The organism is Bradyrhizobium sp. UFLA06-24 (genome assembly GCF_054967145.1).
Map to the genome: position 1 here is coordinate 58,119 of NZ_JADFUE010000026.1, position 23,040 is coordinate 81,158.

The window sequence follows — 23,040 nt, forward strand, 5'->3', positions numbered from 1 at the left end:
CCTTGCGAACAGCTTGAGGCTTTGGCCCGGCCTCGAAACAGGGTTGACGAGGTGTTAATGCCTTAGAGCGAGGCCGCCTGGAGATGGCGGTGGCCGCCATGGGCGCCGACGATCAGGGCCGCGGCTTCCTTCTGCGAAAATGTCTTCGAGCGGACATAGATGCGGTAATCGGCCGGGCCTTCGCTGGTGAGATAGACCGTCGGACGGTCACGGGCGCCCTGGCTGGAAATCGCCACCAGATGCGTGGAGGGATTGTCCTGGCAGGCGCTCGGCTCGTCGCTGGCGCCGTCGTCGACCACGGCAAAGTCGGCAGCGTCCGCGTCGTCCGTGATCTGCACCCGGATCGTCGCCTGCGCGGGATCGTCGGTGAAGGCGATCTGAATGGGGGCCGTCCAGAACAGGGAGGTGAGCTCGACCGAGGTGTCGCCGATGGCGACACAGGGATGCGAGACCGATCCGATCTCGCCCTGGGCGAACACTGCGGCCGCCAACAGGGGGAGCACTGAGGCCAGGATCTTGAAACGCAACATGACACGCCACTCGCCAAGGCCCCTCGGGAACTGTTCCCAAAACTCGCAGGCCTTATGGTTTGCAGAGCGTAAAGGAAACTCGTTACCGCCGGGTTGACGCGCGGGATGATCACGCCATCTGCCGTACATCCTCTGCGAGTGCGCGGTAGGACAGCGCCTCGGCCAGATGCAGCCGGCCGATCTTCTCGGCGCGGTCGAGATCGGCGAGCGTGCGTGCCACCCGCAGCACGCGATGATAACCACGCGCGGACAACCGCATGGTCTCGGCGGCATCGCGCAGCAGCTTTTGTCCTTGCGTATCAGGCTTGGCGACGTCCTCGAGCACCGCGGCCGGCGCTTCGGCATTGGTGCGGACCTGCGGCATGCCGGCATCTCTGTAGCGCGCGAGCTGGATATCGCGCGCGGCCGCGACGCGTGCAGCAACCTCGGCGGAGCCTTCCGCGGGCGGCGGCAGGATCAGATCGGCTGCGGTGACGGCGGGGACCTCGATGCGCAGATCGATGCGGTCCATCAGCGGTCCGGAGATGCGTGCCTGGTAGTCGCCGGTGCAGCGGTCGACGCGGCCGCGCTTGCAGGCATAGCCGGGCTCGAACGCGTTGCCGCAACGGCAGGGATTCATCGCCGCGATCAGCATGAAGCGCGCAGGGTAGGTGACGCGGTGATTGGCGCGGGAAACCGAGACCTCGCCGTTCTCCAGCGGCTGGCGCAGCGAATCCAGCACGCGCGGATCGAACTCGGGCAACTCGTCGAGGAACAGCACGCCCTGATGCGCCAGCGAGATCTCGCCGGGCTTGGCGCGCGCGCCGCCGCCGGTGAGCGCAGCCATGCTGGCGGAATGATGCGGCGAGCGGAACGGCCGCCGCGACGTCAGCGCGCCACCCTCGATCTCGCCGGCCACGGAGGCGATCATCGAGACCTCGAGCAATTCGCTCGGCGACAGCGGCGGCAGGATGGACGGAAGGCGGGCCGCCAGCATCGATTTGCCGGCGCCCGGTGCGCCGATCATCAAGAGATGATGGCCGCCGGCGGCCGCGATCTCCAGCGCGCGCTTGGCGCTCTCCTGGCCCTTGATGTCGCGCAGGTCGAGCGGCGAGCTCGCGGCTTCATGCACCTTCGGCACGGGCCGCGACAGCACCTGCGTGCCCTTGAAATGATTGGCGATCTGAATCAGCGAATGCGCCGCGATGATCTGGATATCAGGGCTCGCCCACGCCGCTTCAGAGCCGCAGGCGGCAGGACAGATCAAGCCCTCCTCGCGCACATTGGCGCCGATCGCAGCAGGAAGCACACCCGCGACGGGCGCGATCGATCCGTCGAGACCAAGCTCGCCGAGCACGGTGAAACCGGTCAGCGCATCCGGCGGGATCGCGCCGATCGCCGCCATCAGTCCGAGCGCGATCGGCAGGTCGTAATGGCTGCCTTCCTTCGGGACATCGGCGGGCGCCAGGTTGACGGTGATCCGCCGCGCCGGCAGCGCCAGTCCTGAAGCAATCAGCGCCGAACGGACCCGCTCACGCGCCTCCGACACCGCCTTGTCGGGAAGCCCGACGATGGCGAAGGCCGGCAGGCCGGGCGCGACCTGCACCTGCACATCGACCGCACGGGCCTCGATCCCCTCAAAGGCGACTGTCGAAACCCGCTGAACCATGCTGCCCTCTTGCACAATCAAGGGTAGCAGGAAGCGGCGGGTCTGGCAAGAACAATACGGGAACGAAATCGCAGCCGCCGCGAGCCCTAAGCGATCGTAAACGCGCTCCGGACATTACGCCTCGAATGCGAGCGGCAACGCTCAGCACATTCCAACGAATGTCCGCTACTCCTAAGGCTGCGGGATGGGCCGTGATCTAACGGGTGAAGAAGTCAAAATGCTTGCAAATCGCCGCAGAAGCGAACGACGGGTGTGCAGCCGGCTGGCCAAGATTCATTTCGGCGCGGGCTCGCTGCCGCGAGACTGCACCATCACGGATATCTCGGACGGGGGCGTCAAGGTCGTGGCGGAATTCCTGGAGGTGCCGCCGCAATTCACCATCATCTTCGCGCCGGACTATTCGCGTCAGTGCCGCCTGCGCTGGCGCATCGGCTGCGAATTCGGTGCGGAATTCACCGACTGAGCCGAACCGGCCGGTTTCTTAACGGGACTTTAGCGTTAATCGGCAAAGCATCTCTGATCAGTCCGCCGGCGGTGATCAGAGTATGTCCAAGCGTTCGTCCCTTGCCTCCTCCCCGGCGAGATTCCTGCTCCCCGCGCTCGCGGTGCTTGCCCTCGGTGGCTGCCAGACCACGAGCCTGGAGGACGTCACCGGCGCGCTCGGCGGCAAGTCGGAACCGGCGGCGGCGGCCGACGGCGGGCGCGAAATCGACGGCTTGCGCGAGCGCTACCGCGCCAAGCCAAACGATCCCAAAATCGCTCTCGATTACGGCAAGGCGCTGCGCGAGAGCGGCCAGCGCGCCCAGGCCGTCGCGGTGATGGAGCAGGCCGTGCTCGGCCATCCCAGCGACAAGGCGCTGCTCGCCGGCTACGGGCGCGCGCTCGCCGACAACGGCAATTTCCAGCAGGCTTTCGACGTGCTGAGCCGGGCCCATACGCCCGAAGATCCCGACTGGCGCATTCTGTCGGCACAGGGCGCGGTCCTCGATCAGCTCGGCCGCAACGAGGAAGCGCAGCAATATTATGCGGCCGCGCTGAAGATCGTGCCGGACGAGCCCAGCGTGCTGTCGAATCTGGGCCTGTCCTATGTGCTGCAAAACAATCTGCCAAAGGCCGAACAGGTGCTCGGCCGCGCCTATCAGCGCAATCAGAACAATGCGCGGATCCGCGCCAATCTCGCGCTGGTGCTGGGATTGGAGGGCCGCGAGAGCGAGGCCGAAATCCTCGTGAAGGCCGATCTGCCGCCGGACCAGGCCGCAGCCAAAATCACGGCGCTGCGCCAGCTGCTGGCGAAGAAGCAGCAGCAGCGGGCGGACAAGTAATCCGCTCTTTCTTAAGTGCGTCTATGACGCCTTGCGGTGCGGCGCCGATCCGCGTCCGGTCTTTGCCTTCAGCTTCTTCAGCAGCGGCCCGAGCAGCGAGCGCTTCGGCTTGCGCACCTCGCCGCGGCCGGCGAGGCGGTTGGCCATCGTCTGGAACAGCTCGGTGGTGCGATGGCTCTTGGAGACCTCCGCGATCATCTGGCCGTTATTGGCTGCGGTCGAGAACAGCTTCGAATCGAACGGAATCACGGCAAGCGGCTGGGCTTCCATCGTCTTGGCGAAGGACTTGACGTCGATCTCGGCCCGCTTGGGCATGCCGATCTGGTTGATGCAGTAGAGCGGCGGCCGGTCGTTCGGCCGCGCCGTCTTGAGCACCGACAGCATGTTCTTGGTGTTGCGCAGATTGGCGAGGTCCGGCTCGGCCACGATGACGATGTCGTCGGCATTGACCAGCGCGCGCTTGGTCCAGGCCGACCATTGATGCGGCACGTCGAGCACGATGCAGGGCGTGGTCATGCGCAGCGTATCGAAGATCGCATCGAATGCTTCCGCACCGAAATCATAGACGCGATCGAGCGTGGCAGGCGCGGCCAGCAGGCTGAGATGCTCGCTGCATTTGGCCAGCAGGCGCTCCATCAGGGCCGTGTCCGGCCGATCGGGCGACAGTACCGCATTGGCGATGCCCTGCGCCGGATCCTGGTTGTAGTCGAGACCGGCGGTGCCGAAGGCGAGGTCGAGATCGATCACGACGGAATCGAGCGCGAGGTCGCGCGCGATGGTCCAGGCGACGTTGTGCGCGACGGTGGACGCGCCGACGCCGCCCTTGGCACCAACCACCGCGATGATGCGGCCGGTGATGATGGCTTCCGACGCCGAGAACAGGCTGCAGATCGAGCGTACCACGTCGATGGTCTCGACCGGCCCGACCACGTAGTCGTTGACGCCGCGGCGCACCAGCTCGCGATAGGGCGCCGTGTCGTTCGGATTGCCGATCACGACCACGCGCGTGCCGGGATCGCAGACGCCGGCGAGATCGTCGAGGCCTTCGAGAATATCCCGGGTGCCGTCGGATTCGATCACGATGACGTTCGGCGTCGGCATCGTTTCATAGACTTCGATTGCAGCGGCGAGGCCGCCGCTCTTCGCGGTGAGATGCGCCTTGGCGAGACGGCGATCCTCGCCGGCCGCAGTCACCGCTTTGAGCGTTTGCTCGGTCTCGCAAAAGGCCTGCACCGAGATGCGGGGAACCGGCGCAATGTGTTCCTCGGGGTGCTGCGGATCGTCCGCTTCTTCGTCGTGGATCTCAGTCATCTGCCTATTTCGCTGAGTTTGGCCTTGTCAGCCTCGGAATAAGTGGTCGTGGTCGTCATGCCCTTGCGGTAGCGGTCGAAGGCAATGTCGCGCCGTGCGGTATAGGCCGGCGTCTCGGCGCGCGGCTGCTCGAGATCGGCGGGGTTGTCGATCATGGCTGCAAGGTTGCGCTGGCTGGCACAGCCGAGATTGAAGTAGGGCCGGTTCTCGTTGTAGCCGGGGTCGAGGATCGACGGCCCCACGTCTTCGGGCCACAGCCCGCAGGGGCCGGCGACTGCGGTGATCTTGGAATAGCTGAGGCGGATGGTCGGCAGCAGGCCGGGATCTTCCGGACGATAGGGATGCTGGACGATGGCGCGCGACGGCACGCCGCCGCCGCCGAGCACGGCGCGGATCTCGTGATAGGTCGCTGCCGCGGCGCGCGCATTCGCGGTGTCGATGGGCACGTCGACGACGACGGAGCCGGTGCCTTCCCGCACCCAGTCCCGGGCAATGCCCATCACGTCGGCGCGCTGGGCATCCGAGAGCCCGCCGCGCGCCTTACCGACGAAGATCACGATCGAACGCTTGCCTTCCTGCACCGCGATCGGGTGGCGCATGCGGTAGTCGGTCGGCACCGTCTGGGTGGTGACGACGTCACCGGTGGTGTTGCAGGCTCCCAGCATGACGGAGAGCCCCGTCAGCGCGAGCGCGATGCGCAAATTGCGGCGTCGATCGGCGGATGTCTTCGTCATCGCCTGGTCCCCTCTTCCCGTGTCCTGCCCGGTCCCCAAACCGTTCGTGTCAGTCGATGATGAAGCCGAAATCCCCGCTGGCGCCGTCGATCGGATCGATGCGGCGCGCTGCGATGCCATAGAGGCGGTTCATGCGGCCGAGCAGCGCCGATTGCGCATCCGAGGACGGCGCGAAGCCGTCGTCGGGCCGCGACAATTCCTTCTGGGCGACCGCGCGCACTACGTACGGCGTCACGATCACCATCAGCTCGGTCTCGTTGTTGACGAAGTCCTGGCTGCGGAACAGCGCACCGAGGATCGGCACCTGGTCGAGGCCGGGCAGGCCGTTGATCGCCTGCTTGGTCTGCTGCTGGATCAGGCCGGCCATCGCCATCGAGCCGCCCGACGGGATTTCCAGCGTGGTCTCGGCGCGGCGGGTCTGGAGCGAGGGGATCGTGATCGAGTTGTTCGAGTTCGCGGAGACCGCCTGCGTCAAGGTGATCGAATTCGTGTTCGACAGCTCCGAGACCTCGGTCATCACGCGCAGGCTGATGCGGCCCTCGCTGAGCACGACCGGGGTGAAGTTCAGGGAAATGCCGAACTTCTTGTAGGTGACCTGGGTGGTACAAACGTGCGTGACCGGATCGCAGGCGTAGCCACCGGGAATCGGGAATTCGCCGCCGGCGACGAACGTCGCGGATTCACCCGAGATCGCCGTCAGGCTCGGCTCGGCCAGCGTCCGCATCACGCCCGCGCTTTCCATCGCGCGCATCGTGGCGTTGACGGTGGCGACGCCCTTGGCGAGGCCGGTGACGCCGAGGCCGTTGTTGCTGACGATCGGGCCGCCCGAGACCGAGAACGGATTGGAGTTGTTGAAATTCACGACCGCGGTGCCGGCGTTGAGGCTGGCACTGAGATCGACGCCGAGCTGCTTTACGATGTCGCGACGGACTTCACCGACGACGACCTTGAGCATCACTTGGTCGCGGCCGCGCACGACGATGTTGTTGACGACCTTGTCCGCGCCGCCGACCAGCTTTGCGGCGACGTCGCCCGCCTGCTGGGCCTCGACCGGGCTCGACACCGATCCGGTCAGCATGACACTGTCGCCCACGCCCTCGATCTGCACGCCGGGCATCGACTGCCGCAGCGCCGCGCGCATGCCGTTGAGATCGCGCTTCACGGCGATGTCGTAGGCGGCGACCTGCTGGCCGTCGGCGGTGAAGAACACCACGTTGGTCTGGCCGACCTGGGCGCCGATGATATAGGCGCGCTGCGACGAACGGATCACCGCGTTGGCGATCTTGGGATCGGCCACCAGCACATCCTTGACCTCGCGCGGCAGGTCGATGACGACCGACTTGCCGACGCCGAGCGACAGGAAGCGTGTCCTGGCGGGTGCGATGGTCGCGACCGTCGACACGCCGAGATCCGGCGCCTGCATCGGCGCCTGGTCTCCGACCGGCGCATCCGCGGCGCGAACGAGATCGGGGGCTGCGATCAGCCCCAGCATCAGCATCACCCCCGCCCAGAACGAGCCGGCGCGCTTCCCCCGAATGCGCAGGCCCGTCCGATATCCCCCGTCCTTCATGCTGTCCCCATCACTTCTGTGACGTCAGTTGTCTTGCCGATACGCCGTAGCGGATCACGTTCACGCCGGTCTGATGCTGCTTGAGCGCGAGGTCCTCGGCCGAATTGTCGGCTGCGTTGGCGTCGGCGATGCTGCGAAGCGCGAGCGTCAGCGTGCCGCCCTGACGCGAGGCCGAGAGCGTCGCGACCTGGTCGGGCCGGAGCTCGAGCGTGACGGTCTTGCCGATCACGGCGTTCTGGCCATCCTTTTCCTTCGGCGCCTGGTCGATCGCGAGCACCCGGACGTTGGTCAGGACGACCTCCGAGACGACCAGGTCGTTGCCGGCGGTCGGGCCGTTGGTATCGGGATTCTTCAGGCGCCGTGTCAGCACGATGTCGACGCGGTCATTCGGCAGGATGAAGCCGCCGGCTCCGGTCTCGGCTGAAATCTCGGTGGATACGGCCCGCATGCCTGACGGCAGGATCGCGGCCATGAAGCCGGACCCGTCGGCCTTCACCAGCTTCTGGTCGCGGATCGGCTCGCCCTGCATCAAGGGCACGCGCGCGATCGAGCCGGCGATCTGGGTCTGCGCGTCGGGCCTGGAGTCGCGGCGGATGAAGGCGCTGCTGGCGGTCGCTTGCGGCCAGGTCTGCCATTGCAGATCCTCCGCCTTCACGGCCTGGCCGAGCTGGATGTCGGATTTGGCGACGAGCACCTCGACCGTCGGCAGCTTCTCGGCCACCGGGACAACGGGCGCGGGCTGTTTGTCGTAGTTGCTAGCCAGATACGCAGCGACGCCACCGGCGCCCAGTGCGATGACGAGAACGACAATGCGTGCGGTGTTCATACGCTCTACTCATACGCGGGGCACTCGGACCGCACGTGGCGGGTTCCCCCCGCATCGATGAGTAGGGAGTAAAAGTATAAGGGATGTTGCGAGGCCGAGTGTGATGTCGCGTGACGGCCCGCGTTTTAGGCAGATGGTGAACGGCGCGTTATTCGCTCGGCCAGTGGCCCCGTAGTTTCACGCAGGGCGCTATGGTGAACGTGTGGTTAGTGAAAGGCCGGGGGCACTTGTATCGATGCCCGTAGCCCGGATGGAGCGCAGCGAAATCCGGGAATCGATCCCTTGGCGAAATGCGCTCCATCCGAGTTACGCGGGTACCTACTTCTTTCGCTTCTGCTCGATGACGTCCCAGATCTTCGCGGCCACGTCGGGGCCGCCGAGCCGTGCGATGGCGCGGATGCCGGTGGGCGAGGTCACGTTGATCTCGGTGAGATTGCCGTTGATGACGTCGATGCCGACGAACAAGAGGCCGCGCTCGCGCAGCGCAGGACCAACGGTGGCGCAGATCTCGCGCTCGCGTGGTGTCAGCTCGGTCTCCTGCGCGGCGCCGCCGCGCACCATGTTGGAGCGGAGGTCGTCGGCGGCAGGCACGCGATTCACGGCGCCGGCGAACTCGCCGTTCACCAGGATGATGCGCTTGTCGCCGTGCTTCACCTCGGGGATGAATTGCTGGATCACCCAGGCTTCCTTGAAGGTGACCGAGAACATGTCGAACAGCGAGCCGAAATTCATGTCCTGCGGCATCACGCGGAACACCGCGGCGCCGCCATGACCGTGCAGCGGCTTCATCACCACGGCGCCGTATTTGTCGCGGAACGCGTTGATCTCATCCATGTCGCGCGAGATCAGCGTCGGCGGCATCAGCTGCGGAAAGTTCATCACGAACAGCTTTTCCGGCGCATTGCGCACCGAAGCCGGATCGTTGACCACGAGCGTCTTCGGATGGATGCGTTCGAGCAGGTGCGTCGAGGTGATGTAGGCGAGGTCGAACGGCGGATCCTGGCGAAGCAGCACCACGTCGAAGCCGTTCAGCGCCTCGCGCTTGGGCTCGCCCAGGGTGAAATGATCGCCGGCGTCGTCGCGCACGGTGAGCAGCTGCACGGGCGCAACGATCTCCTCGCCGACCATCGAGAGCTTGTCGGGCGTGTAATAAGACAGGCCGTGGCCGCGCTTCTGCGCCTCCAGGAGCAACGCAAAGGTCGAATCGCCCTTGATGTTGATGCGGGCGATAGGGTCCATCTGGACGGCGACGTTCAGTTTCATGGTCTGCCTTTCAGGTCGAGGCGTCGAATGCCGCCAACACATGGCGTGGAAGCGAGCGTGGCGCAATCAGCATGGCGTCGAATCGCAATTCGAATTCCGCATGCTCGGGATGCGCGGCAAGCCAGCCCTGCGCGGCGTCGATGATGCGCTGCTGCTGGCGCGGTGTCACGGCATAGGCCGCCTCGTCGAGGCTGGCGCGCGCCTTGACCTCGACGAAGGCGATCAGGTTGCGGCGCCGCGCCACCAGATCGATCTCGCCATGCGGCGTGCGGTAGCGTTTGGCGAGGATGCGGTAGCCCTTCGCCATGAGGTAGGCGGCGGCGCGGCTCTCGGCGGAAATGCCGGTCCGGAACGCGGCGACGCGCGCGGGCGAGGCCATTTTCGGTTCCGCCGGGACCTCACTCTTCGCCATCGCCGCCCCGCAGGTCCTTGGCGAGCTCGAGCGCGCGGGCATAGACCTCGCGGCGCGGTCGCCCCGAGAGAGCAACCGCATGCGCCACGGCATCCTTGACGCTGTGCGCGGCAAGCTGTTCGCGCAGGAGATCGTCCAGCGCATTGGATGTCAGCACGTCGGCATCCGCGGCGGGCGGCCCGATCACCAGCACGAACTCGCCGCGCGTCTCGGGCGCATCTGCTTGTCGCGCCAGTTCGGCGAGGGGCGCACGCCTGACTTCTTCGTGCAGCTTGGTCAGCTCGCGGCAGACCGCGGCATCGCGATCACCCATGATCTCGGCGAGATCGGTCAAGGTGTCCTGCATCCGATTTCCCGATTCGAACATCACCAGCGTGGCATCGATGCGCGCGAGTTCCGCAAGGCGTGACCTCCGCGCCGCCGACTTCGCCGGCAGAAACCCCTCGAAGAAGAAGCGGTCGGTCGGCAGCGCCGCGACAGACAGCGCCGCCAGCACCGAGGACGGACCGGGCAGCGCATGGACCGCATGGCCGGCCGCACAGACCTCTCGCACCAGCTTGAAGCCGGGGTCGGAGATCAGCGGTGTCCCGGCATCCGAGACCAGCGCGATCGAACCGCCTGCCGCAAGCGCTTCCAGGATTTTTGGCCGTGCGGCTTCCGCATTGTGCTCGTGGTATTGCTTCAGCGGCGCCGCGATGGCGTACCGCTCGGTCAGCCGGCGCGTGATGCGCGTGTCCTCGCAGGCGATGACGTCGACGCCGGCCAGGGTCTGCAGCGCCCGCAGCGTAATGTCGCCGAGGTTTCCGATCGGGGTTGCGACCAGATGAAGGCCGGGCGCGGCCTTCGGTACCGTGATGCGATGGGCATCGATCGAGAAGCCGCGCGCGGCGGGGTCTAGGGCTTCAGGCGTATTTATCGGGGCCGGCTTTGCGCGCATAATAAGGTCAACTTAGGTACGATCTGGAGGGCTGGGAACTGGTCCTCCGAAAAAGATCGTGCCGAGGCAAGGGGCGAGGAAAGACGGGAATGTGATCCAACTGGATTGCATTCGAGAGGGAATGAAGCGCTCACGCCATATTGGCGGCGGAAACGCCGCCTTGATGCTGCGCCAGGGGCGGCGAATGGCTGGCCAGGACGGGAGGAACGCTGCCTTCAGCGGTCATTATCCTTTTGTTTTGGTTAACTATTTGCCGACAATATGTCTGAATCCGCGGCTTGTGTCGCGGCAAACGTGACGAATGTTGTGACGGGCTGGCAACGGCCGGTCAGAAGAGAAGCTGCCATGCAGGGCCCGCGTCATCCAAAGTCTCCCGTCCAGGGGCCCCTGATATCAAGGGCGACCCGGCGAAGCGCGCTCGGCCTGCTACTCGGCGCGCCCCTGCTCTCGGCCTGCGCCGGCGTGCAGCAGAGTCTCAGCCAGTTCTCCAGTCCGTTCTCAAGTTCCGCGCCACCGGCTCAGCCCGCCGGCCCGCCGCAGCAGGCCACCACGGCCGGCACCGGCGGGGTCAAGGTCGCGCTGATTCTGCCGCTCTCGGCCGCCGGCAATGCCGGCCTCGCCGCGCAATCCATGCGCAACGCCGCGGAGATGGCGCTGGCCGAGTTCCAGAATCCGAACATCCAGCTCCTGATCAAGGACGACAATGGCAGCCCGCAAGGCGCGCAAGCGGGCGCGCAGCAGGCGGTCGACGAAGGCGCCGAGATCATTCTGGGGCCGCTGTTCGCCCAATCGGTGCCGGCGGTGGCGCAGGTCGCGCGCACGCGCAACATCTCGGTGATCGCGTTTTCGACCGATTCGAGCATCGCCGGCCGCGGCGTTTACCTGCTGAGCTTCCTGCCGGAGTCCGACGTCAATCGCATCATCGAATATTCCGCCGGCATCGGGAAACGCTCGGTCGCCGTGCTGGTGCCCGACAATGCCTATGGCAACGTGGTCGAAGCCACGGTGAAGGCCGCGGTGCCGCGCCGCGGCGGCCGCATCGTCGCATTCGAGAAATATGGCGCCGATCGCGCCACGCCGGCGCGCAACGTTGCGCAGCAGCTCGGCAGTGCGGATGCGCTGTTCATCGCCGATGATGGCGATGCCGTCGTCGCGGTCGCGGATGCGATGACTGCGGCCGGCGCGAATCTGCGCAACATCCAGATGCTCGGCACCGGCCTGTGGGACAATCCACGTGTCTATGCCAGCCCCGCGCTGCAAGGCGGCCTCTACGCTGCGCCGGATCCGGCCGGCTTCCGCGCCTTCTCCGGCCGCTATCGCACCAAATACGGCGCCGAGCCGATCCGCACCGCGACGCTCGCCTATGACGCCGTCGCGCTCGTCGCCGCGCTCGCGCGCACGCAAGGCACGACGCGCTTCTCGTCCGACGTGCTCACCAATCCTTCCGGCTTCGCCGGCATCGACGGCCTGTTCCGCTTCCGCGCCGACGGCACCAATGAGCGGGGCCTTGCGGTGATGAAGGTGACGACCGGCGGCGGTGTGGCGGTCGCAGGCTCGCCGAAGAGCTTTGGGGCGTAGCCCAGGGCGACTGTGCCGTAGGGTGGGCAAAGCCAAGCGTGCCCACGCATTCTTCGTGATCGAGAGAGATCGTGGGCACGGCGCAAGTGCGCCTTTGCCCAGCCTACGAGATCTCGCTACGCGGCGAGGTCCGCGACCACCGCATCCAGCACCGGGAATCCGCTGCTGGTCACGCGCACGCGGCCCGTCGCATCGACGGTGATCGCGCCTTCCTCGCGCAGCAGCGCGATACGGCGGGGGTCGAGCGGGCGGCCGGAGAGTGTCTTGTAGCGCTCGGGGTCGATGCCTTCGGCCAGGCGCAATCCCATCAGCAAGAATTCGTCGGCGCGTTCTTCGCTGTTGAGGAGATCGTCGGTGACGACGCCGTGGCCGCTGCTTTCGACGCGCATCAGCCAGGCTTCGGGACGCTTCTCGGTCGCGGTGGCATGGCGCACGCCGTCGATGTCGAGGCGGCCATGCGCGCCGGGGCCGATGCCGGCATATTCCTCGCCGCGCCAGTACACCAGATTGTGCCGGCACTCTGCACCGCGCCGCGCATGGTTGGAAATCTCGTAGGCGGGCAGGCCGAGCTTGTCGCAGGTCTCCTGTGTCATGTCGTAGAGAGCGCGCGCGATCGCTTCGTCCGGCGTCTTCAATTTGCCGGCCTGATGCAGGCCGAAGAACGGCGTGCCTTCCTCGATGGTGAGTTGATAGAGCGACAGATGCTCGGCGGCTTCGCCGATGGCGACGCGCAATTCATCGGCCCACATGTCAGGCGTCTGGTCGGGGCGGGCGTAGATCAGGTCGAACGAGTAACGGTCGAACGAGCGGCGCGCGATGGCGACGGCATCGAGCGCTTCCCGCGCGCTGTGCATGCGGCCCAAAGCTTTCAGCGAGGCATCGTCGAGCGCCTGCACGCCGAGCGAAACGCGATTGACGCCGGCGGCGCGATAGCCTGCGAAGCGCGTGGCTTCGACGCTGGTCGGGTTCGCTTCCAGCGTCACTTCGACGTCCTTGGCGACGCTCCAATGCCTGCCGATCGCATCGAGAACGGCGCCGACGGTTGCCGGCTGCATCAGAGACGGCGTGCCGCCGCCGAGGAAGATCGACGTCACTTCGCGGCCGGGCGCGCGCTCGGCCGTGGTTGCGATCTCGCGGGCGAAGGCGCTCGCAAACCGCGCCTCGTCGATCGCGGCGTGGCGGACATGGCTGTTGAAGTCGCAATAGGGACACTTCGACAGGCAGAACGGCCAATGCACGTAGACGCCAAACGCATCCTTATTAGCGCGGCTCAAGGCAGATCTCCGCCAGTTTCACGAAGGCGCGGGCGCGGTGCGACAGGCCAAGGCCAAGCGGCGGCAGGCCATGCTTCTCGATGCTAGTCATCTCGCCGAAGGTGCGCGCGTGGCCGTCGGGCAGGAACATCGGGTCGTAGCCGAAACCGGCGGTGCCGCGAGGCGGCCAGACCAGCGTGCCGTGGACATGCGCCTCGACCTCTTCGAGGTGATTGTCGGGCCAGGCGACGCAGAGTGCCGAGACGAAATGGGCCTTGCGCTTGTCAGGCGTGGTGGCGCCGCGCTCTTGCAACAGGCGTTCGATCTGCGCCATCGCCGCGGCGAAATCCTTCGACGGTCCGGCCCAGCGGGCGCTGTAGATGCCGGGTGCGCCGTCGAGCGCGTCGACCACGATGCCGGAATCGTCGGCGAAGGACGGAAGGCCGGTCGCCTGTGCTGCGGCGATCGCCTTGATCGCGGCATTGCTGCGGAAATCGTTGCCGGTCTCTTCAGGTTCGCCCAAGCCGAGCTCGCCGGCCGACACCGCCTCGACGCCGTGAGGCGCGAGCAGCTCCCGCATCTCGGCGAGCTTGCCGGGATTGTGGGTGGCGATGACGAGCTTTCCGGTGATTCGACGGTGCATGGGCCTATTGACTACGCGACAGCCAGTTTCTGCAAGTCCACGAGCCGCGACACGCCCTTGCGCGCCAGCGTCATCAACGCCAGGAACTCGTCCTGTGTGAATGGCTCGCGTTCCGCGGTGCCCTGCACCTCGACGATGCGGCCATCGCCGGTCATGACGAAATTGGCGTCGGTCTCGGCTTCCGAATCCTCGGCATAGTCGAGATCCAGCACCGGGGTGCCGTTGTAGATGCCGCAGGAGATCGCGGCGACGTTGTCGCGCATCACATTGGTCTTGATCATGTTGCGCGCCTTCATCCAGGCGATGCAGTCGGCGAGCGCGACCCAGGCGCCGGTGATCGAGGCGGTGCGGGTGCCGCCGTCGGCCTGCAGCACGTCGCAATCGACCGTGATCTGGCGCTCGCCGAGCGCTTCGAGATCGACGATGGTGCGGAGCGAGCGGCCGATCAGGCGCTGGATCTCGACGGTGCGGCCGCTTTGCTTGCCGGCGGCCGCTTCGCGGCGGGTGCGCTCCGAGGTCGCGCGCGGCAGCATGCCGTATTCGGCGGTGACCCAGCCGCGGCCCTGGCCCTTCAGCCAGGGCGGCAGGCGTTCTTCGAGCGTGGCGGTAACCAGCACGTGGGTGTCGCCGAATTTCACGAGGCAGGAGCCTTCCGCATATTTGACCACGCCGCGCTCAAGCGTCACGGGGCGCAATTCGTCGGGCGCACGGCGGCTTGGCCGCATGGGAAAATCCTCCAAAACTCGCAAGGGATAGGGCTGTTCGCGGTGCTTGTAGGGGGGGTGAGGGTGGGCAGCAAGGCTTTTTCACCCCCGGATATCCACCCCGCAAACGCAACGCTTGTCAGAACCGCCCCGGATGGACAAATTATGAGGATCTGAGAGGAGTTACCGTCTGTGGCCCATCACGATCCGATCCATCTGATCGCGCCGCGCGCAGGCCTCGCCCAGCTCAACGAGCGTTCCCGCGACATCTTTCGTCAAATTGTCGAAAGTTACCTCGCGACCGGCGAGCCGGTCGGCTCGCGCAACATTTCGCGGCTGATCGCCATGCCGCTGTCGCCGGCCTCGGTCCGCAACGTCATGGCCGATCTGGAACAGCTCGGCCTGATCTACGCCCCGCATACCTCGGCCGGCCGGCTGCCGACGGAACTCGGCCTGCGCTTCTTCGTCGATGCGCTGATGCAGGTCGGCGATCTCAACGAGGCCGAACGCCAGTCGATTCAGAGCCAGCTCACGTCCGTCGGCGAGGCCCACTCGGTTGAAGCCGCGCTGGATCAGGCCCTGACCCGGCTCTCCGGCCTCACCCGTGCGGCCGCCGTGGTGCTGACGCCGAAGTCCAATGCGCGGTTGAAGCACATCGAATTCGTCCGGTTGGAACCCGAAAAGGCCCTGGTGATTCTGGTCGGTGAGGATGGCCAGGTCGAAAACCGCGTGCTCACGTTGCCGCCCGGAGTTCCCTCCTCGGCCATCACCGAAGCCGGCAATTTCCTCAACGCGCGGATCCGCGGCCGCACCTTGGCCGAGGCGCGCCTCGAGTTGGAAACCGCGCTCGCAGAGGCCCGCGCCGAGCTCGATCAGCTCGCGCAAAAGGTGATTTCCGCGGGCATCGCCAGCTGGTCCGGCGGCGAGAACGAGGACCGCCAGCTCATCGTCCGCGGCCACGCCAACCTGCTGGAAGACCTGCATGCGCTGGAGGATCTCGAGCGTGTCAGGCTGCTGTTCGACGATCTCGAAACCAAGCGCGGCGTGATCGACCTCTTGGGACGCGCCGAAACCGCCGAGGGCGTGCGCATCTTCATCGGCAGCGAGAACAAGCTGTTTTCGCTGTCGGGCTCCTCCACCATCATCTCGCCCTATCGGGATGCCGCCGGCCATATCGTCGGCGTTTTGGGCGTGATCGGGCCGACCCGGCTGAATTATGCCCGTGTGATCCCGACCGTGGACTATGCCGCCCGCATCGTCAGCCGCCTGTTGGGGGGCTGACCGGTATTTGCCTGCGATCACGGGCGCTTGATTTTCGGCGCCCGAAGCACGATATCCGGGCCAGCAAAATCCCTTGAAACGAGTTCGAGATTACCGCCGATGAGCGAGCAAGACCGGCAACCCCAAGACACGACCGCGCCGACCGGCGAGCCCGTAGTGTCGAAACCCTACATCATGCCCGACGATCCCGAGCCGGGCTCGGTCGAGCTGTTGCAGAAGGAAGCCAGTGAAGCGCGTGATCGCATGCTGCGGACGCTGGCAGAGATGGAGAACCTCCGCAAGCGCACCACCAAGGAAGTGGCTGACGCCCGCCTCTACGGCATCACGGGCTTTGCCCGCGACGTGCTCGACATCGCCGACAATCTGCAGCGCGCTCTCGATGCCGTTCCGGCGGAAGCGCGCGCCAATGCCGATGCCGGCCTGAAGGGGTTGATCGAGGGCGTCGAACTCACCGAGCGCTCGCTGCTCAACGCACTGGAAAAGCACGGCGTGAAGAAGTTCGACCCGCAGGGCCAGAAATTCGATCCGAACTTCCAGCAGGCGATGTACGAAGTCCCTGACGCCTCGGTGCCAGCGGGCACCGTCGTGCAGGTCATGCAGGCCGGCTACACCATCGGCGAGCGCGTGCTGCGCCCGGCGCTGGTCGGCGTCGCCAAGGGCGGCGCAAAGCCCGCGCCCGCGGCCAACAGCAACGACGCGAACTGAGCGGCGTCAGCGCGCTTCCTGCTCTCCTCATTCCGGGCTCGCGCTGATGCGCGCCCTGGAATGACTGCGTGAGAGCTTTACGAGCTGACCGCGATGTCGGCGGACTGAATGCGCTTCACGCCGGCCTTGGCCATATCGGCCCAGGCTTTGGCCAGCGAGCCCTGATTGTCGATGCCGCGGCAGGCGTCTTCCACGACATAGACCTCGAAGCCCGCCTTGCGCGCATCGAGCGCGGTCCAGGCGACGCAGAAGTCGGTGGCGAGACCCGCGACGAAGACGCGCTTGATCTTGCGTGACTTCAGATAGGCGGCAAGGCCAGTGGTCGTCTTGCCGTCGGCTTCGAGGAAGGCCGAATAGCTGTCGACGTCCTTGTGAAAGCCCTTGCGGATGATGAGCTCGGCCTGCGGAATCGAGAGGTCCTTCGACAGCGAGGCGCCCTCGGTGCCCTGCACGCAATGGTCGGGCCACAGCACCTGCTTGCCGTAGGGCAGGTCGATGGTCTCGAACGGCTTCTTGCCGGAATGCACAGAGGCGAACGAGACGTGGCCGGGCGTGTGCCAGTCCTGCGTCATCACCACGTTCGCAAAGCCCTTCGCGATCTTGTTGATCACGGGCACGACCTGCTCGCCTTCCTTCACCGCGAGACTGCCCCCGGGCAGGAAGCAGTTTTGGACGTCGATCACGAGCAGCGCGGAACTATCGTCCGGCTTGATCGCGGCTGCTGCGAAAAGAGTTGAGGGGGCGAAGCTCGCAAGCGCGGTCGTCCCCAGCGCGGCCAAGATCTGTCGTCGATTAAGCATCGTCCGCCTCCCCTGAAGGATGATCTAAAGCTGATCCAATGCGGGAAGCCTAGTTCCGTTCGTGTACGAACGAAAGCCTGAAAATGCAGCCGGCGCTGGTGAGCGGTTGGGCTGTCGGGCCCGTCACCGTCGCCCTACCCCTTCGGCTGGATGCCGTCGCGCACGGCGCGGAAGCGGGTGAAGGCGTCAGACCACTGATCGCGCGGCGCGCTGGCGATGATGCGCAGCGACGCGCCGCCACTCGAGAAGCGAATCCACTGCACCACCGTGACGGGCGTCTTGTCCTTGCCGCTGACGCCATCGATCCGGGTCTCAAAGCCCTGCTGGCCGTTGATGCGGATCGGCTCGGACATGGTGACGCGGGATTCGCGCAGACCGGGAATCTGAAGCGCGGCCTCCTGGGCGAAGCGGGCGCGGTCGTCGGCGGCCTGCGGCGTCGCGCCGATCACGCCGAGGATCATGAACGGCTTGGATTCATAGCCTGCGCTCTCACTGCCGTCGGCCAGGATGATGCTGGCTCCCGGCGCCAGCGTACGGATGTCCTTGAAGCCGGCAAGCTCGGTGATCTTGAACGGCATCAGTCCGAGCTGTTCTTCCGCCGATACCTCCCTGCGGGTCACGGCGGTCGCAAACATCTGCTTCACCGCCTCGTCGGTGTAGATCTTCGACGCCTTTTCGGGGACCTGCACCGCGACGTAGCCGGAGAAGCCGGCGCCGGGCACGATCATCGAATAGCGCTTCACCGGGGTCTCGCCGGACTTGCCGCTCTCGGTGGTGAAATAGGCAAGGCCCGCCGGCGTCTCGATCTTGTCCGGCTTGACACCGTTGCTGCCGGCCGGATTGGCGTTGAAGGCGGCCACGACTTCGCCATAGGCCGCCGGCGGCAGCTCGGTGACCAGCACCTTGACGCTGCCGTCCTCGCTCTCGAAGCCCGGAAAGGTCTTTGCCGTGTTCAGCCCGACCAGCGGCACCATGCCGAGGCGCAGCCCAGGCGGATAGACGGCGTCGGCAGCGAGCGCCTGACATGCGGAGACGACGAGGAGGGCGAGCGCGGCGAGGGGGCGGGTCAGCTTCATGGGCACTCTGATTGGTTCACATTGAGGCCGTTCGATGGTCGGCAGGCGGGCCGCTTTGTCGCGCAAAGCAGCCCCGAGGGCGAGCCTCCAGCCGTTCGGCCGGTCCGCCTTTTAGCGGGTTTGGCGGGCCGGTAACAGGGCGGGGCATCTCCCCGGCGGAAGCGCCGGCAGACCACCGACCTGTTAATAATTCCTCATCCGCAAGCTCGGTCGAGCCCGGATATGATCTGCCAAATCCCAATGTTTTCACGGTCCAAACTTGCGTTCGGTCCTTGCGGGCCCCTCCCCCCCTCCTATATGAGCCTCAACCATCGCAATCTCGCGAATGTTTGATCTTAGGGGGTTTCGGATTGGGTGCCTTCTGGGCCCAACCAACCTGCCGCAAAAAGAAGGATATCAGGACCATGGGAAAGGTCATTGGGATCGACCTCGGCACCACGAATTCGTGCGTCGCCGTGATGGATGGCAAAAACGCCAAAGTCATCGAGAATTCCGAAGGCATGCGCACGACGCCTTCGATCGTCGCCGTGACTGATGACGGCGAGCGCCTCGTCGGCCAGCCGGCCAAGCGCCAGGCCGTCACCAATCCCGAGCGCACCTTCTTCGCAGTGAAGCGCCTCATCGGCCGCCGCTACGACGACCCGATGGTCGAGAAGGACAAGAAGCTCGTTCCGTACAAGATCGTGAAGGCTTCCAACGGCGACGCCTGGGTCGAGGCCGACGGCCAGACCTACTCGCCCTCGCAGGTCTCCGCTTTCATCCTGCAGAAGATGAAGGAGACCGCGGAAGCCCATCTCGGCCAGAAGGTCGACCAGGCCGTCATCACCGTTCCCGCCTACTTCAACGACGCCCAGCGCCAGGCGACCAAGGACGCCGGCAAGATCGCGGGCCTTGAAGTTCTGCGCATCATCAACGAGCCGACCGCGGCCGCGCTCGCCTATGGCCTCGACAAGACCAAGGCCGGCACCATCGCCGTGTACGACCTCGGCGGCGGCACTTTCGATATCTCCATTCTCGAAATCGGCGACGGCGTGTTCGAGGTGAAGTCGACCAACGGCGACACCTTCCTCGGCGGCGAAGATTTCGACATGCGGCTCGTTGGCTATCTCGCCGACGAATTCCAGAAGGAGCAGGGCATCAACCTGCGCAACGACAAGCTCGCGTTGCAGCGCCTGAAGGAAGCCGCAGAGAAGGCCAAGATCGAGCTGTCGTCGACGACGCAGACCGAGATCAACCTGCCCTTCATCACCGCGGACCAGACCGGCCCGAAGCATCTGACGATGAAGCTCACCCGCGCCAAGTTCGAGGCGCTGGTCGACGACCTCATCCAGAAGACCGTCGAGCCCTGCCGCAAGGCGCTGAAGGACGCCGGCGTCACCGCCGGTGAGATCGGCGAAGTCGTGCTGGTCGGCGGCATGTCGCGCATGCCGAAGGTCCAGGAAGTCGTGAAGCAGCTGTTCGGCAAGGAGCCGCACAAGGGCGTCAACCCGGACGAAGTCGTGGCGATTGGCGCTGCGATCCAGGCCGGCGTGCTCCAGGGCGACGTCAAGGACGTGCTGCTGCTCGACGTGACCCCGCTGTCGCTGGGCATCGAGACGCTGGGGGGCGTGTTCACTCGCATCATCGACCGCAACACCACGATCCCGACCAAGAAGAGCCAGGTGTTCTCGACGGCTGAAGACAATCAGAATGCCGTCACCATCCGCGTCTTCCAGGGCGAGCGTGAAATGGCGGCCGACAACAAGATGCTCGGCCAGTTCGACCTGATGGGCATTCCGCCGGCCCCCCGCGGCATGCCGCAGATCGAGGTGACCTTCGACATCGACGCCAACGGCATCGTCAACGTCTCGGCCAAGGACAAGGCCACCGGCAAGGAGCAGCAGATCCGCATCCAGGCCTCCGGCGGTCTGTCGGAAGCCGACATCGACAAGATGGTGAAGGACGCCGAGGCCAATGCCGCGGCCGACAAGCAGCGCCGCGAAGCGGTCGATGCCAAGAACCATGCCGACGCGCTGGTGCATTCGACCGAGAAGGCGCTGGCTGAGCACGGTTCGAAGGTCTCCGAGACCGAACGCCGCGCCATCGAGGATGCCGTCAGCGACCTCAAGGAAGCGCTGAAGGGCACCGATGCCGAGGCGATCAAGGCCAAGACCAATACGCTGGCGCAGGCTTCGATGAAGCTCGGCGAGGCCATGTACAAGCAGCAGGCCGAATCCGACGCGGCCAAGGACGCTGCGAAGGATGACGTCGTCGACGCGGAATTCACCGAGGTCGACGACGACAAGAACAGCAAGAAGTCCGCCTAAAGCCCGCGAGGGTATGATGCGGACGGCTTGGACCCGACACGCTTCTCTGGCCTCCCCCCTGAGGGGGGAGGCTTTCGTGTCGGAGCGGGCGGGCGATCGGCCCGTTACGATGGATCAATTCCCAGCCGCTATGCTCAACACTGCCATGCAGCCCTCTGCGGAGATGCGGAAGGCTGCCTATATCGTCGCGTGGCGACGGTGTTTCGCCCCGACCTGAATCGCGATCGGATAGACCTGAGTCAGACATGTCCACGTCCACAAAGCGCTGCTACTACGAGACCCTCGAAGTCGAACGCGATGCCGACGAGAGCAAGCTGAAGTCGTCGTTCCGCAAGCTGGCGATGAAATTCCATCCCGACCGCAATCCCGGCGATGCGACCAGCGAAGTCAAATTCAAGGAAATCAACGAGGCCTACGAGGTCCTCAAGGACAAGGACAAGCGCGCCGCCTATGACCGTTACGGTCACGCCGCTTTCGAGCAGGGTGGCGGCGGCGGTGCCGGTTTCGGCGCCGGCTTTGCCTCGTCCTTCTCCGACATCTTCGAAGATCTGTTCGGCATGGCCGGGCAGCGCGGCCGCGGCGGCCGCGAGCGTGGCGCCGATCTGCGCTACAACATGGAAATCACCCTCGAGGAGGCCTTCAGCGGCAAGACCGCTCAGATCGAGATCCCGGTCTCGGTCACCTGCGAGGCCTGCTCGGGCATTGGCGCCAAGGCCGGCACCAAACCGAAGACCTGCTCGACCTGCGGCGGCGCCGGCCGCGTGCGGCAGTCGCAGGGCTTCTTCACCCTCGAGCGCACTTGCCCCGGCTGCCAGGGCCGTGGCCAGATGATCGAGGATGCCTGCCCCTCCTGCTCGGGACAGGGCCGCGTCACCCGCGAGCGGACGCTATCGGTCAACATTCCCCAAGGTGTCGAGGACGGCACCAGGATCCGGCTTGCCGGCGAAGGCGAGGCCGGCGTCCGTGGCGGCCCGCCCGGCGACCTCTACATCTTCCTCTCGCTGGCCCAGCACCAGTTCTTCCAGCGCGACGGCGCCGATCTGCATTGCCGCGTGCCGATCTCGATGGTGACCGCCGCGCTCGGCGGCGAATTCGAGGTGCCGACCATCGACAAGGCCAAGGCCAAGGTGAAGGTCCCCGCCGGAACCCAGTCCGCCCGCCGATTCCGCATTGCGTCAAAGGGTATGCCGGTGTTGCGCTCACGGCAGATGGGCGACATGTACGTCCAGGTCGTGGTCGAGACCCCGCAGAACCTCACCAAGAAACAGCAGGAATTGCTGGCCGAGTTCGAAAAGCTCTCCTCCGGCAATACCCAGCCGGAATCCGAGGGCTTCTTCGCCAAGGTCAAGGATTTCTTCGGTAATCGGGCGAACTGACTCGGCTTGACCGTATCGTGTTCGGCCTATACGTCTTTATGACCATTTTCTGACACGCCGCGGTCCCGCGGTCCCGTCCGGTCCTGACATGCCCTTGCCATCGTCCGCGCGTGCGTTGAAGAAGCCCCGTCTCGATGACGAGGTGCGTTTTCTCAGGTCGTGGATCGAAAAGCCGCTGCACATGGGCGCGGTGATGCCGTCCGGCAAGCTGCTGGCGCGGACCATGGCTCACTATGTCGATCCCGATTCGGATGCGCCGGTGGTCGAGCTCGGGCCCGGCACGGGGGCCATCACCTCGGCCCTGGTCGAGCGCGGCGTCGACCAGAAGCGTCTCGTCCTCGTCGAATACAATCCCGGCTTCTGCGCCCTGCTGCGCGACCGCTATCCGCAGGCCAAGGTGGTGCAGGGCGATGCCTATCGTCTGCGCGACACGCTCTGGAATGTCCTGAGCGCGCCGGCGAGCGCCGTCGTCTCCGGCCTGCCGCTGGTCACGAAACCGATGCTGACGCGGCTGCGGCTGATCCGCGACGCCTTCACGGCGCTCGCGCCCGGCGCGCCCTTCGTCCAGTTCACCTATGCGGTCGTGCCGCCGATCCCGAAATCACTGCCCGGTGTGTCCACAGAGGCCTCGGAACGGATCTGGATGAACCTTCCGCCGGCCCGCGTCTGGGTGTATCGCAAGGACTAATCTGTCGCCACGAACGCGGTGCGCTCCCTCTCCCGCTTGCGGGGGAGGGTTGGGGTGGGGGTGTTTCCACGGTGGAT

At 65.8% G+C, this 23,040-nt stretch carries 22 protein-coding genes; 8 read left to right on the top strand and 14 right to left on the bottom strand.

What is annotated here, in order from left to right; translation table 11 throughout:
- Window positions 1-62: 62 nt before the first annotated feature.
- Both IF809_RS21420 and IF809_RS21425 read right to left on the bottom strand, forming a co-directional pair.
- Window positions 63-530, bottom strand: coding sequence for a hypothetical protein (locus IF809_RS21420; RefSeq protein ID WP_462838432.1), 468 nt, complete (start codon window positions 528-530; stop codon window positions 63-65).
- Window positions 531-639: 109 nt separating this feature from the next.
- Window positions 640-2,178, bottom strand: a complete 1,539-nt coding sequence (locus IF809_RS21425) for a YifB family Mg chelatase-like AAA ATPase (protein WP_462838433.1) — start codon at window positions 2,176-2,178, stop codon at window positions 640-642.
- Window positions 2,179-2,395: 217 nt separating this feature from the next.
- Here IF809_RS21425 and IF809_RS21430 point away from each other — a divergent pair, with 217 nt between their 5' ends.
- Both IF809_RS21430 and IF809_RS21435 read left to right on the top strand, forming a co-directional pair.
- Window positions 2,396-2,641, top strand: a complete 246-nt coding sequence (locus tag IF809_RS21430) for a PilZ domain-containing protein (protein ID WP_011083489.1) — start codon at window positions 2,396-2,398, stop codon at window positions 2,639-2,641.
- An 82-nt stretch (window positions 2,642-2,723) separates the two neighbouring features.
- Complete coding sequence (locus tag IF809_RS21435; RefSeq protein WP_462838434.1) at window positions 2,724-3,500, top strand: tetratricopeptide repeat protein; 777 nt, start codon at window positions 2,724-2,726, stop codon at window positions 3,498-3,500.
- 21 nt (window positions 3,501-3,521) lie between these two features.
- On the opposite strand, the gene IF809_RS21440 is transcribed toward IF809_RS21435, so the two are convergent.
- The 7 genes from IF809_RS21440 to rsmI all read right to left on the bottom strand — a co-directional run bounded on the left by IF809_RS21440 (window position 3,522) and on the right by rsmI (window position 10,553).
- On the bottom strand, window positions 3,522-4,811 hold the full coding sequence (locus IF809_RS21440; RefSeq protein ID WP_462838435.1) for an AAA family ATPase: 1,290 nt from the start codon (window positions 4,809-4,811) through the stop codon (window positions 3,522-3,524).
- Window positions 4,808-5,545: a CpaD family pilus assembly protein gene (locus IF809_RS21445; RefSeq protein ID WP_462838436.1), complete on the bottom strand. Its 738-nt coding sequence runs from the start codon at window positions 5,543-5,545 to the stop codon at window positions 4,808-4,810. The genes IF809_RS21440 and IF809_RS21445 overlap by 4 nt, the downstream gene beginning before the upstream one ends.
- A gap of 49 nt (window positions 5,546-5,594) precedes the next feature.
- Window positions 5,595-7,115, bottom strand: a complete 1,521-nt coding sequence (locus IF809_RS21450) for a type II and III secretion system protein family protein (RefSeq protein WP_128963204.1) — start codon at window positions 7,113-7,115, stop codon at window positions 5,595-5,597.
- 10 nt (window positions 7,116-7,125) lie between these two features.
- Window positions 7,126-7,941, bottom strand: a complete 816-nt coding sequence (gene cpaB, locus IF809_RS21455; protein WP_453981213.1) for a Flp pilus assembly protein CpaB — start codon at window positions 7,939-7,941, stop codon at window positions 7,126-7,128.
- 318 nt (window positions 7,942-8,259) lie between these two features.
- On the bottom strand, window positions 8,260-9,204 hold the full coding sequence (gene gshB / locus IF809_RS21460; RefSeq protein WP_128963202.1) for a glutathione synthase: 945 nt from the start codon (window positions 9,202-9,204) through the stop codon (window positions 8,260-8,262).
- 10 nt (window positions 9,205-9,214) lie between these two features.
- Window positions 9,215-9,616, bottom strand: a complete 402-nt coding sequence (locus IF809_RS21465) for a YraN family protein (protein WP_128963201.1) — start codon at window positions 9,614-9,616, stop codon at window positions 9,215-9,217.
- A complete protein-coding gene (gene rsmI, locus IF809_RS21470; protein WP_462838437.1) occupies window positions 9,603-10,553 on the bottom strand; it encodes a 16S rRNA (cytidine(1402)-2'-O)-methyltransferase in 951 nt (316 codons plus the stop codon). Before rsmI ends, IF809_RS21465 begins: the two co-directional genes overlap by 14 nt.
- A 345-nt stretch (window positions 10,554-10,898) precedes the next feature.
- On the opposite strand from rsmI, the gene IF809_RS21475 reads away from it, so the two are divergent.
- Complete coding sequence (locus tag IF809_RS21475) at window positions 10,899-12,131, top strand: penicillin-binding protein activator (protein ID WP_188637429.1); 1,233 nt, start codon at window positions 10,899-10,901, stop codon at window positions 12,129-12,131.
- A gap of 116 nt (window positions 12,132-12,247) precedes the next feature.
- Here the strand turns inward: IF809_RS21475 and hemW are convergent, their stop codons facing one another.
- From hemW to rph, 3 genes are read right to left on the bottom strand one after another with little or no spacing between them, the layout of a single operon-like run.
- Complete coding sequence (gene hemW, locus IF809_RS21480; RefSeq protein ID WP_462838438.1) at window positions 12,248-13,405, bottom strand: radical SAM family heme chaperone HemW; 1,158 nt, start codon at window positions 13,403-13,405, stop codon at window positions 12,248-12,250.
- Window positions 13,392-14,027, bottom strand: coding sequence for an RdgB/HAM1 family non-canonical purine NTP pyrophosphatase (rdgB, locus tag IF809_RS21485; protein WP_462838439.1), 636 nt, complete (start codon window positions 14,025-14,027; stop codon window positions 13,392-13,394). Before rdgB ends, hemW begins: the two co-directional genes overlap by 14 nt.
- 11 nt (window positions 14,028-14,038) lie before the next feature.
- Window positions 14,039-14,752, bottom strand: coding sequence for a ribonuclease PH (rph, locus tag IF809_RS21490; RefSeq protein ID WP_462838440.1), 714 nt, complete (start codon window positions 14,750-14,752; stop codon window positions 14,039-14,041).
- Between the two features lie 171 nt (window positions 14,753-14,923).
- On the opposite strand from rph, the gene hrcA reads away from it, so the two are divergent.
- Together hrcA and grpE are read left to right on the top strand one after the other, a co-directional pair.
- Entirely contained in the window at window positions 14,924-16,012 is a 1,089-nt protein-coding gene (hrcA, locus tag IF809_RS21495) for a heat-inducible transcriptional repressor HrcA (protein ID WP_128963196.1), read from the top strand.
- A gap of 99 nt (window positions 16,013-16,111) precedes the next feature.
- Window positions 16,112-16,717, top strand: coding sequence for a nucleotide exchange factor GrpE (grpE, locus tag IF809_RS21500; protein ID WP_453981208.1), 606 nt, complete (start codon window positions 16,112-16,114; stop codon window positions 16,715-16,717).
- Between the two features lie 77 nt (window positions 16,718-16,794).
- Here grpE and pncA read toward each other — a convergent pair whose 3' ends face one another.
- Both pncA and IF809_RS21510 read right to left on the bottom strand, forming a co-directional pair.
- On the bottom strand, window positions 16,795-17,517 hold the full coding sequence (pncA, locus tag IF809_RS21505) for a bifunctional nicotinamidase/pyrazinamidase (protein ID WP_462838441.1): 723 nt from the start codon (window positions 17,515-17,517) through the stop codon (window positions 16,795-16,797).
- Window positions 17,518-17,651: 134 nt separating this feature from the next.
- Window positions 17,652-18,593, bottom strand: coding sequence for a hypothetical protein (locus IF809_RS21510; RefSeq protein WP_453981206.1), 942 nt, complete (start codon window positions 18,591-18,593; stop codon window positions 17,652-17,654).
- Between the two features lie 404 nt (window positions 18,594-18,997).
- On the opposite strand from IF809_RS21510, the gene dnaK reads away from it, so the two are divergent.
- The 3 genes from dnaK to IF809_RS21525 all read left to right on the top strand — a co-directional run bounded on the left by dnaK (window position 18,998) and on the right by IF809_RS21525 (window position 22,963).
- Window positions 18,998-20,899 carry a molecular chaperone DnaK gene (gene dnaK, locus IF809_RS21515; protein WP_128963192.1) on the top strand — a complete coding sequence of 634 codons (1,902 nt, stop codon included), beginning with the start codon at window positions 18,998-19,000 and terminating at the stop codon, window positions 20,897-20,899.
- Window positions 20,900-21,144: 245 nt separating this feature from the next.
- Window positions 21,145-22,275, top strand: coding sequence for a molecular chaperone DnaJ (gene dnaJ, locus IF809_RS21520; RefSeq protein ID WP_462838442.1), 1,131 nt, complete (start codon window positions 21,145-21,147; stop codon window positions 22,273-22,275).
- Window positions 22,276-22,363: 88 nt separating this feature from the next.
- Window positions 22,364-22,963 (top strand): class I SAM-dependent methyltransferase, encoded by a 600-nt coding sequence (locus IF809_RS21525; protein ID WP_128963190.1) that lies wholly within the window; start codon window positions 22,364-22,366, stop codon window positions 22,961-22,963.
- Window positions 22,964-23,040: the final 77 nt, after the last annotated feature.

Bases quoted from the DNA above. Each gene is read 5' to 3' on its own strand.
- IF809_RS21420 (WP_462838432.1), bottom strand. From the start codon at position 530: ATGTTGCGTTTCAAGATCCTGGCCTCAGTGCTCCCCCTGTTGGCGGCC.
- IF809_RS21425 (WP_462838433.1), bottom strand. From the start codon at position 2,178: ATGGTTCAGCGGGTTTCGACAGTCGCCTTTGAGGGGATCGAGGCCCGT.
- IF809_RS21430 (WP_011083489.1), top strand. From the start codon at position 2,396: ATGCTTGCAAATCGCCGCAGAAGCGAACGACGGGTGTGCAGCCGGCTG.
- IF809_RS21435 (WP_462838434.1), top strand. From the start codon at position 2,724: ATGTCCAAGCGTTCGTCCCTTGCCTCCTCCCCGGCGAGATTCCTGCTC.
- IF809_RS21440 (WP_462838435.1), bottom strand. From the start codon at position 4,811: ATGACTGAGATCCACGACGAAGAAGCGGACGATCCGCAGCACCCCGAG.
- IF809_RS21445 (WP_462838436.1), bottom strand. From the start codon at position 5,545: ATGACGAAGACATCCGCCGATCGACGCCGCAATTTGCGCATCGCGCTC.
- IF809_RS21450 (WP_128963204.1), bottom strand. From the start codon at position 7,115: ATGAAGGACGGGGGATATCGGACGGGCCTGCGCATTCGGGGGAAGCGC.
- cpaB (WP_453981213.1), bottom strand. From the start codon at position 7,941: ATGAACACCGCACGCATTGTCGTTCTCGTCATCGCACTGGGCGCCGGT.
- gshB (WP_128963202.1), bottom strand. From the start codon at position 9,204: ATGAAACTGAACGTCGCCGTCCAGATGGACCCTATCGCCCGCATCAAC.
- IF809_RS21465 (WP_128963201.1), bottom strand. From the start codon at position 9,616: ATGGCGAAGAGTGAGGTCCCGGCGGAACCGAAAATGGCCTCGCCCGCG.
- rsmI (WP_462838437.1), bottom strand. From the start codon at position 10,553: ATGCGCGCAAAGCCGGCCCCGATAAATACGCCTGAAGCCCTAGACCCC.
- IF809_RS21475 (WP_188637429.1), top strand. From the start codon at position 10,899: ATGCAGGGCCCGCGTCATCCAAAGTCTCCCGTCCAGGGGCCCCTGATA.
- rdgB (WP_462838439.1), bottom strand. From the start codon at position 14,027: ATGCACCGTCGAATCACCGGAAAGCTCGTCATCGCCACCCACAATCCC.
- rph (WP_462838440.1), bottom strand. From the start codon at position 14,752: ATGCGGCCAAGCCGCCGTGCGCCCGACGAATTGCGCCCCGTGACGCTT.
- grpE (WP_453981208.1), top strand. From the start codon at position 16,112: ATGAGCGAGCAAGACCGGCAACCCCAAGACACGACCGCGCCGACCGGC.
- pncA (WP_462838441.1), bottom strand. From the start codon at position 17,517: ATGCTTAATCGACGACAGATCTTGGCCGCGCTGGGGACGACCGCGCTT.
- IF809_RS21510 (WP_453981206.1), bottom strand. From the start codon at position 18,593: ATGAAGCTGACCCGCCCCCTCGCCGCGCTCGCCCTCCTCGTCGTCTCC.
- dnaK (WP_128963192.1), top strand. From the start codon at position 18,998: ATGGGAAAGGTCATTGGGATCGACCTCGGCACCACGAATTCGTGCGTC.
- dnaJ (WP_462838442.1), top strand. From the start codon at position 21,145: ATGTCCACGTCCACAAAGCGCTGCTACTACGAGACCCTCGAAGTCGAA.
- IF809_RS21525 (WP_128963190.1), top strand. From the start codon at position 22,364: ATGCCCTTGCCATCGTCCGCGCGTGCGTTGAAGAAGCCCCGTCTCGAT.